Source organism: Kitasatospora sp. NPDC052868 (genome assembly GCF_044547105.1).
Taxonomy (GTDB): Bacteria; Actinomycetota; Actinomycetes; order Streptomycetales; family Streptomycetaceae; genus Kitasatospora.
Genome location: NZ_JBITZW010000025.1, coordinates 93750 through 102329 on the forward strand (window position 1 = coordinate 93750; position 8580 = coordinate 102329).

6 protein-coding genes and 1 tRNA gene are annotated in these 8580 nt (G+C 72.4%); 3 read left to right on the forward strand and 4 right to left on the reverse strand.

The window, feature by feature from the left end:
* From ACIGZJ_RS30600 to ACIGZJ_RS30615, 4 genes are all read right to left on the reverse strand, one after another.
* Positions 1 to 72: transfer RNA gene (locus tag ACIGZJ_RS30600), tRNA-Gln, on the reverse strand.
* Between the two features lie 213 nt (positions 73 to 285).
* Positions 286 to 1785, reverse strand: a complete 1500-nt coding sequence (gene gltX, locus ACIGZJ_RS30605) for a glutamate--tRNA ligase (RefSeq protein ID WP_396460283.1) — start codon at positions 1783 to 1785, stop codon at positions 286 to 288.
* On the reverse strand, positions 1778 to 2578 hold the full coding sequence (locus ACIGZJ_RS30610; protein ID WP_392929483.1) for a fumarylacetoacetate hydrolase family protein: 801 nt from the start codon (positions 2576 to 2578) through the stop codon (positions 1778 to 1780). The genes gltX and ACIGZJ_RS30610 overlap by 8 nt, the downstream gene beginning before the upstream one ends.
* A 246-nt stretch (positions 2579 to 2824) precedes the next feature.
* Entirely contained in the window at positions 2825 to 3046 is a 222-nt protein-coding gene (locus tag ACIGZJ_RS30615; RefSeq protein WP_396460284.1) for a hypothetical protein, read from the reverse strand.
* Between the two features lie 628 nt (positions 3047 to 3674).
* Between ACIGZJ_RS30615 and ACIGZJ_RS30620 the strand changes: the two genes are divergently transcribed.
* The 3 genes from ACIGZJ_RS30620 to ACIGZJ_RS30630 all read left to right on the forward strand — a co-directional run bounded on the left by ACIGZJ_RS30620 (position 3675) and on the right by ACIGZJ_RS30630 (position 8530).
* A complete protein-coding gene (locus tag ACIGZJ_RS30620) occupies positions 3675 to 7529 on the forward strand; it encodes a nitrate- and nitrite sensing domain-containing protein (protein WP_396460285.1) in 3855 nt (1284 codons plus the stop codon).
* Positions 7530 to 7539: 10 nt separating this feature from the next.
* The gene (locus ACIGZJ_RS30625; RefSeq protein WP_396460290.1) at positions 7540 to 7953 is read left to right on the forward strand and encodes a roadblock/LC7 domain-containing protein; all 414 of its coding nucleotides are present in this window, start codon (positions 7540 to 7542) and stop codon (positions 7951 to 7953) included.
* A 151-nt stretch (positions 7954 to 8104) separates the two neighbouring features.
* Positions 8105 to 8530, forward strand: coding sequence for a DUF742 domain-containing protein (locus ACIGZJ_RS30630; protein WP_392929478.1), 426 nt, complete (start codon positions 8105 to 8107; stop codon positions 8528 to 8530).
* Positions 8531 to 8580 lie beyond the last annotated feature (50 nt).

Below are 8580 nucleotides of genomic sequence, written 5' to 3' on the forward strand. Positions count from 1 at the left end.
CTGGGGTACCAGGACTCGAACCTAGACTAAATGAACCAGAATCACTCGTGCTGCCAATTACACCATACCCCACCGGAGTTCAACCCCTCGACGGGGTCTTGCTCGGCGTTGCTCCGGCCGTTCGGTCCTGACGAGGTTTCTGGTCCCTCGCCGTTCCCTCCCGGGCGGCGCAGAAAGAACATTACCCGATGCCGGGCGCCGCTCCAAAATCGATAACCGCAGGCAGGGCCGGGGACGCCGCGGGCCCGGCACGCTGCCGGGCCCGCGACCTGCTCAGAGCCCGCCTCAGGAGGCCGGGACGGCCGCCAGGGCGGCGGTGAGCCGACGCAGCGTCTCGGGGCGCCCGAGCAGCTCCATCGACTCGAACAGCGGCGGGGAGACCCGTCGGCCCGTGACGGCCACCCGCAGCGGCGTGAAGGCGAACTTGGGCTTGATGCCCAGTCCGTCCACCAGCGCCTCGCGCAGCGCGGCCTGGATCGGCTCCGGCGAGAAGTCCGCCAGCTGTTCCAGCGCCGCGATGCTGGCCTCCAGCACCGGGCGGGAGTCGGCCGTGAGGACCTTCGCCGCGTCGTCCGGGTCGAGGGCGAAGTCGGCCGGGTCGACGAACAGGAAGCCGGCCATGCCGACGATCTCGCTCAGCACGACCATCCGCTCCTGGGTGAGCGGCGCCACCTTGGCCAGCAGCTCCAGCTGCTCGGCGGTCGGCTCGGCCGGCAGCAGGCCGGGGGCCTGCAGGTACGGCACCAGGCGGCGGACGAAGTCCTCCGGGGCCAGCCGGCGCACGTGCTCGGCGTTGATGTGCTCGCACTTCTTGAGGTCGAAGCGGGCCGGGTTGGCGTTGACGTCCGCGATGTCGAACGCCGCGACCAGCTGCTCCACCGAGAAGATGTCGTCGTCCGCGGAGAGCGACCAGCCCAGCAGCGACAGGTAGTTGAGCAGGCCCTCGGGGATGAAACCGCGCTCGCGGTACAGGTTGAGCGAGGCCTGCGGGTCGCGCTTGGAGAGCTTCTTGTTGCCCTCGCCCATCACGTACGGCAGGTGGCCGAAGCGCGGGGTGGTGCCGTTGCCGACGCCGATGTCCGCGAGCGCCGCGTACAGCGCGATCTGCCGGGGGGTGGAGGAGAGCAGGTCCTCGCCGCGCAGCACGTGGGTGATGCCCATCAGGGCGTCGTCCACCGGGTTGACCAGGGTGTACAGCGGCGCGCCGTTGGCCCGGACGATCCCGTAGTCCGGCACGTTCTCCGGCTCGAAGGTGAGCGTGCCGCGCACCAGGTCGTCGAAGGAGAGCGTGCGGTCGGGCATCCGGAAGCGCAGGATCGGCTCGCGCTTCTCCAGCTTGTAGACCGCGACCTGCTCGTCCGTCAGCTCGCGGCAGTGGCCGTCGTAGCCGGACGGGCGGCCGGCCGCGCGGGCGGCCTCACGGCGGGCGTCGAGCTCCTCGGTGCTGCAGTAGCAGTGGTACGCGTGGCCGGCCTCGTGCAGGCGGCGGGCGACGTCGGCGTAGATGTCCATCCGCTGCGACTGCCGGTACGGCGCGTGCGGGCCGCCGACCTCCGGGCCCTCGTCCCAGTCGAAGCCCAGCCACTTCATGGCGTCGAGCAGCTGCTCGTACGACTCCTCGGAGTCGCGGGCCGAGTCGGTGTCCTCGATCCGGAAGACCATCGTGCCGCCGTTGTGGCGGGCGAAGGCCCAGTTGAAGAGGGCGGTCCGGACCAGGCCCACGTGCGGGTTGCCGGTCGGGGACGGACAGAAGCGGACCCGGACGGTGGGGTCGGTGTTAGCCACGCTTGATCACCTTGTTGGTGAGAGTGCCGATGCCTTCGATGGAGACGGCGACCTGGTCGCCGACGTTGAGCGGGCCCACCCCTGCGGGTGTGCCGGTGAGGATGACGTCGCCGGGAAGCAGCGTCATGGCCTCGGAGATGTGGACGATCAGCTCGGCGACCGAGCGGACCATCTGCGAGGTGCGGCCGGTCTGCCGCAGCTCGCCGTTGACCGTGCAGGTGACGGCCAGGTCGGCCGGGTCGAGGTCGGTCTCGATCCACGGGCCGAGCGGGCAGGAGGTGTCGAAGCCCTTGGCGCGGGCCCACTGGCCCTCGCGCTGCTGGATGTCGCGGGCGGTCACGTCGTTGGCGCAGGTGTAGCCGAGGATCACCTCGGGCACCCGGTCCAGCGGGACCTCGCGGCACATCCGGCCGATCACCACGGCCAGTTCGGCCTCGTGCTGGACGTCCGAGGAGAACGGCGGGTACGCGATGGACTCGGTCGGGCCGATCACCGCGGTGGACGGCTTGAAGAAGGTCAGCGGGGCGGCCGGGACCTCGTTGCCGAGTTCGGCGGCGTGCGCCGCGTAGTTGCGGCCGACCGCGACGATCTTGTTGGGGAGCATCGGGCTGAGCAGCCGGACGTCCTGGAAGCGGTAGCTCTCGCCGGTGGGCTGGGGCTGCCCGAAGGGGTGGCCGGCCAGCGCGTGGACGACCAGAGACTCGGGCTGGGCGGGGTCGCCCTCGACCACGCCGAAGGAGACGGTGCCGGCGGCAGGGCTCCCCTCTCGGACGGAAAACCTGGCAATGCGCACGGCTGGGCTACCCCTCGCTTCGTCGGCCGCCCGGGGCGCGCCCGGGCGCTGGTGGGCGCCGCGCCGTCCTGGCCGCGGGCCCGCTCAATCGTCGACCAGGCTATCGCGTGAGCCCCTGGCCGCCCGCTTTGCCCCTGTTCAGCGGGGTTGCGCCCCTCCCCGGCGGCGGGTGGCGCCACGGCGAAGGGCGCCGCGGCCGCACCGTCGGGTGCTGCCGCGGCGCCCTTCGCTCGGGGCCGGGAGGTGTCAGTCCTGCGGGACGGCGACCACCGGGGCGACCATCAGCCTGGTGCGGCGCGGGTTGGCCGTGTTCGTGGGCAGCTCGGTCGCGTACGTCGCGACGTCCGCGGAGCCGCGGGCGCCGGGGACCCTGCTGAAGTCCTCGACCGAGGCCAGCGTCGTCCGGCGCGGGTTCGCCGTGGAACGGCTGGACTGCGTGGACGTGGTGGCCGTGTTCGCCTGGGACATCGCGTCAGCACCTTGGAGGTCGCGGCCGGGCGGATCCACACGGATCGGCCGGGGCCTGAGTGGTTCGGGGGGTTTGCGGGCAGGCTGAATCGAGGCCGTGCTCCGGACAGCCAGGTTACGGATCTCTTTCCACAGCCACCGTGACCAAAGCTACACATTGGCCTGTGATTTTGCTCACTAATTGAAGAGCAATTCTCTTATATCCGACATATCGCTTCATCAGGTTTTACCGACATAGCGGCAATAACAGACAAACCGGAACCACTGCACTTCCAGTTGATCTCGGGTCGGCTTGGCATGTATCCGGCGAGTGTCCGAAAAAGGCGGTATTCCGGTCCGGTTACCGCACAGTCAGTGAGACCACGCACGCATTCGGTAGCGCCGCGCGGTGAGCCCTGGCGGCCCTTGTTGGGATTCCCCGGCTGTGCTGGAATGCCACGGACCGTGGGTAGGGAGTAGTCCACCCCGGTGACCCGCTCTCCCGGACCGGCCGGGGTGCGGAGGAAACTCGACACCGTCCAGGCCGCGGCGACGCGGCGGGACGCCCGGTCCAGAGGTTGCGACGCCAGTGCAGGGACGTTTCAAAAGGGGTAGCGGCGCCGCGGGTGACCCGGAGTCGCGTGAGCCGTTGGCAGCCCCCCAGCAGGCGGCGACGCCCGGCGGTCCGGCCGAACCGGCGCCCGACGGGCCCGGCCGTCCGGAGGTCGACGGGCCCGAGGACCGGAAGTCCGCCCGGGACAAACTCCGCAAGACCCTGACCAGGCGCCGTGCCAAGGGCATGAGCCGGCTCGCGATGCGCAACTGGCGGATCCGTACCCGCCTGATCGCGCTGCTCGCGCTGCCCGTGCTCGTCGCCCTCGTCCTCGGTGGTCTGCGCATCCAGACCTCGCTCGAGACCTCGCAGCAGCTCGCCCAGATGGCCAACCTCTCCGATCTGGCGAAGAAGGCGACCAGCCTCGCCGACGCGCTGCAGACCGAGCGGGACATCAGCGCCGGTCCGATCACCAAGGACCCGAACGCCACCCTCGACGACGAGATCACCAACGCCCGCAAGATCACCGACGATCTCAGCCGCACCTTCACCGCGTCCTCGGACAAGTTCGAGAACCTCGAGCTGTCCGGCGGCAAGGCCCTGCTCTTCCAGGTCCGCAAGGACCTGAACTCGATCGCCGACGCCCGCAACACCCCGTACCAGAACAACCAGAACATCCAGGCCACGATCACCGCGTACGACGTGATCATCCGCGACCTGCTGTCGATCACCCAGGACATCGCGCTCGCCTCCAACAACCGCGACCTGGTCCGCGCCACCCGCGCGCTCCAGCAGTTCTCGCTGGCCAAGAACGCCACCTCGCAGCAGCGCGCCCTGATCAGCGCGGCGCTCGCCAACCCGAAGGCCCCCGACCTCAGCCTGAGCGACGAGTCCTTCGGCATCCGCCTGCGCGCCTCCTACGACAACGCGCTCACCAGCTTCAACAACATCTACACCTCGCACGACCTGGACAACCTGCGCGGCCAGCTCAGCTACAACTCGGTGGTCGCCGACGCCGACCGCTACTCGCGCTCGATCCTCCAGCAGAGCGGTATCCGCCAGACCGAGCCGCGCTCCTACAAGGACTGGTACGAGCAGTCCTCCGCCAAGATCACCGCCGAGCGGCGGATCGAGGCCAAGCTGATCGAGGACCTCGACGGCAAGGCCCAGGAACTGCAGTCCGCCGCCGACACCGAAGCCCTGATCATCGGTGCCGCGGTCGCCCTGGTGCTGCTCGTCGCCCTCGGTGGCGCCGGTCTGATCGCCCGCTCGATGGTGCGCTCGCTGACCCGGCTGCAGACCGCGGCCGAGGACGTCGCCGAGCGGCGGCTGCCCGAGCTCGTCAAGACGCTCTCCGAGAGCGACCCGCACGACGTCGACGTCACCGTCGAACCCGTCGGCGTCGACTCCTCCGACGAGATCGGCCACGTGGCCCACGCCTTCGACATGGTGCACAGCGAGGCCGTCCGCCTCGCCGCCGAGCAGGCCCTCCTCCGCGGCAACATCAACGCGATGTTCACCAACCTCTCGCGCCGCAGCCAGGGCCTCATCCAGCGCCAGCTGTCGCTCATCTCCGAGCTGGAGAGCCGCGAGGCCGACCCGGACCAGCTGGCCAACCTCTTCAAGCTGGACCACCTCGCGACCCGTATGCGCCGCAACGGCGAAAACCTCCTCGTCCTCGCCGGTGAGGACCCGGGCCGCCGCTGGACCCGCCCGGTGCCGCTGGTCGACGTGCTCCGCGCCGCCGCCTCCGAGGTGGAGCAGTACGAGCGCATCGAACTCGCCGCGGTGCCGTCGGCCGAGGTCGCCGGCCGCGTCGTCAACGACCTCGTCCACCTGCTCGCCGAGCTGCTGGAGAACGCCACCTCGTTCTCCAGCCCGCAGACCCGCGTGCGGGTCACCGGCCACGCCCTGCCGGACGGCCGGGTGCTGGTCGAGATCCACGACACCGGTATCGGCCTGAGCCCCGACGACCTCGCCGACATCAACGAGCGCCTCGCCAACCCGCCGACGGTGGACGTCTCGGTCTCCCGCCGCATGGGCCTCTTCGTGGTCGGCCGCCTGTCGCTGCGCCACGGCATCCGGATCCAGCTGCGCCCCAGCGACTCCGGCGGCACCACCGCGCTCGTCATGCTCCCGGTGGACGTCACCAACTCCGCCGACCGCCGTGCCCCGGCCCGGCCCGGTTCGGCGCAGGCCAAGCAGCAGCGCGGGGTCGCCCCGACGCCGCGCCAGCAGCGCCAGGTGCCCGGCGGCCCGAACGGCGGCCCGGCCGCGCTCGGCCAGGGCCCGGCGGGCGGCGCCCCGCAGAACCGTCCGCAGCTCGGCCAGGGCGGCCCGGGTGCGCCCGGCGCCCCGACCGGCCCGGGCGGCTTCGGTGGCGGCCCGAACGGCCCCGGTGGCCCCGGCGGTCCGAACAACCCCGGCGGGCGGAGCGGTGGCGGTCTGCCGACCCGTCAGGTCGGCCAGTCGCTGCGCGGCGAGAACCCGTCGGCGCAGAACCCGTCGGCGCAGAACCCCTCGGCGCAGAGCCCGCAGGGCGGCCTGCCCCCGCAGGGCCCCGGTCGCCAGGGCCAGCCGCAGGGCGGCCCCGGTGGCGGCCTGCCGCGCCGCGGCCAGCAGCCCGGTCGTCCGCAGCCCGCCCAGGGCCGCCCCGACGGCGGTCGGCGCCCCGGCCCGGAGCGTGCGCGCCCCGGTGACGGCGGCAACGGCGCCCCGGGGGCCCGTACCGGCGAGCAGCCGCAGCACGGCTGGGCCGACCAGTCCGGCCGTCCGGGTGCCCAGCAGGGCAGCCGCCCGGGCAACCGGCCGCAGGACGGCCTGCCGCAGCGCCGCCCGGCCGGCCAGGGCCCGCAGGGCGCCCAGGGCCCGCAGGGTGGCGCCCAGGGCCCGCAGGGGCCCGGCGGTCAGCCTCCGCAGGGTCAGCAGGGCCCCGGCGGTCAGGGTCCGCAGGGCCCGCGCCGCCCGCAGCGGCCCGGCCCGGACGCGCCGCAGCGCAGCCGCCAGCAGCAGCTCCCGCAGCCGTCCCAGCCCCAGCAGCCGCAGCAGGCCCAGCAGCTGCCGCCGGCCGAGTCGTCGTCGATGGAGAGCACCCAGCAGTTCGCCCGGCCGCGCTTCGAGGCCAGCGAGATCGACCCGCGCGACCCGCTGGGCCTCGGCCTGGTCGAGCCGGTGCTGCCGAGCGTGCCGAACCCGGCCCGTCCGGAGCCCGTCCGCCAGGAGCAGGTCCGGCCCGAGCCGGCCCGCCAGGAGCAGTTCCGCCAGGAGCCGATGGCCCTGCCGACCGGCCCGTCCGACGGCGGTGCCCACGGGGGTGCGCCGCTCTTCCAGCCGGCCGAGCAGGCCTGGCCCCAGCAGGGCCAGGACCAGCAGGCCCGCCCGCGGCCGTACCAGCCGCGCCGCCCCGGGACCACCGCCCCGGACGCCCGGCAGCAGGCGCCGCAGCAGGCCCAGCCTCAGCAGGCCCAGCAGCCGCAGCACCAGCAGGCGGCTCCGGCCCAGGCCCAGCAGGCTCCCCAGGGGCAGCAGGGTCCGCAGGGGCAGCAGGGTGGTCAGGGCCCGCAGGGCGGCCCGGGCGACGCACCGTGGCGCCCGTCGGCGAACGACGAGCGCTGGCGCCGGGCCGAGCAGGTCCGCGAGCCCTCCACGAGCGGCGTGACCATGTCCGGTCTCCCCCGGCGGACCCCGCAGGCCAACCTGGTCTCCGGTACCGCCGAGGCGTCCCCGCTCACCGGTCCGCAGGTCTCCCGCGCCCCCGAGGAGGTCCGCGGCCGTCTCACCAACCTGCGCCGCGGCATCCAGCAGGGCCGCCGGGCCGGGGCCGAGCAGGCCGCAGGCCAGGGCAACCAGCAGAGCAACCAGCAGGGCAGTCAGCATGGTGCCCAGCAGCCCGGGTTCGATAGCTTCGGAGGCCGGACCGACGGCAACGGCGCAGATCATCAGGAGCGTTGAGTTGAATCAGATGAGCCAGGCCGCACAGAACCTGAACTGGCTGATCACCAATTTCGTGGACAACACCCCCGGGGTGTCGCACACGGTGGTGGTTTCAGCCGACGGCCTCCTGCTGTGCATGTCGGAGGGTTTCCCCAGGGACCGCGCCGACCAGCTCGCCGCCGTCGCCTCCGGCCTCACCTCCCTCACGTCCGGTGCCAGCCGGATCTTCGAGGGCGGTGACGTCAACCAGACGGTCGTCGAGATGGAGCGCGGCTTCCTGTTCCTGATGGCCGTCAGCGACGGTTCCTCGCTCGCCGTGCTGGCGTCCCCGGACTCCGACATCGGCCTCGTCGGCTACGAGATGGCACTGCTCGTCGACCGGGCCGGCGCCGTTCTCACCCCCGCACTCCGCGCAGAGCTCCAGGGCAGTCTGCTGCACTGAGCGGACACCACACCGTCCCACCTCCCCGCCGGGTCTGACCCGACCAGGCCCGGCGCTTCACCCTCAGCTACCCTCAGGCAGCTGATTTCGCCTCAGCTGGTATTGCCCCAGCTGGAACCGGCTGCCCAAGGCTGCAGCACAAGGAGGACCCATGACCCCGCCTTCGACACCCGCCGGCTCGTACGGCAGCGGGTACGGCAGCGGCTACGGCGGGCAGCAGTCCGACGGCTACGAGCAGCAGCCGCTGGTCCGCCCGTACGCGATGACCGGAGGCCGCACCCGGCCCCGGTACCAGCTCGCCATCGAGGCGCTGATCTCGACCACGGCCTCCGCCGACCGGACCGGGGGCCTGCTGCCGGAGCACGCCCGGATCGTCGGCCTCTGCCGTGAGGTCAAGTCCATCGCGGAGATCTCCGCACTGGCCGGCGTGCCGCTCGGAGTGGCCCGCATCCTCGTGGCCGACCTTGCCGAGGCCGGCCTTGTCGCCATCCACCAGCCCGCCGCCGCGGGCGAGTCGGGCGGAACGCCCGATGTCACGCTGCTCGAAAGGGTCCTCAGTGGACTTCGCAAGCTCTAACGCGGCCGCCCCCACCCGCGCCACCACCTCCGCGAAGATCGTCGTCGCGG

Excerpts from the sequence above, each read along its gene's own strand:
- ACIGZJ_RS30615 (WP_396460284.1), bottom strand. The coding sequence starts at position 3,046 with ATGTCCCAGGCGAACACGGCCACCACGTCCACGCAGTCCAGCCGTTCC.
- ACIGZJ_RS30625 (WP_396460290.1), top strand. The coding sequence starts at position 7,540 with ATGAGCCAGGCCGCACAGAACCTGAACTGGCTGATCACCAATTTCGTG.
- ACIGZJ_RS30630 (WP_392929478.1), top strand. The coding sequence starts at position 8,105 with ATGACCCCGCCTTCGACACCCGCCGGCTCGTACGGCAGCGGGTACGGC.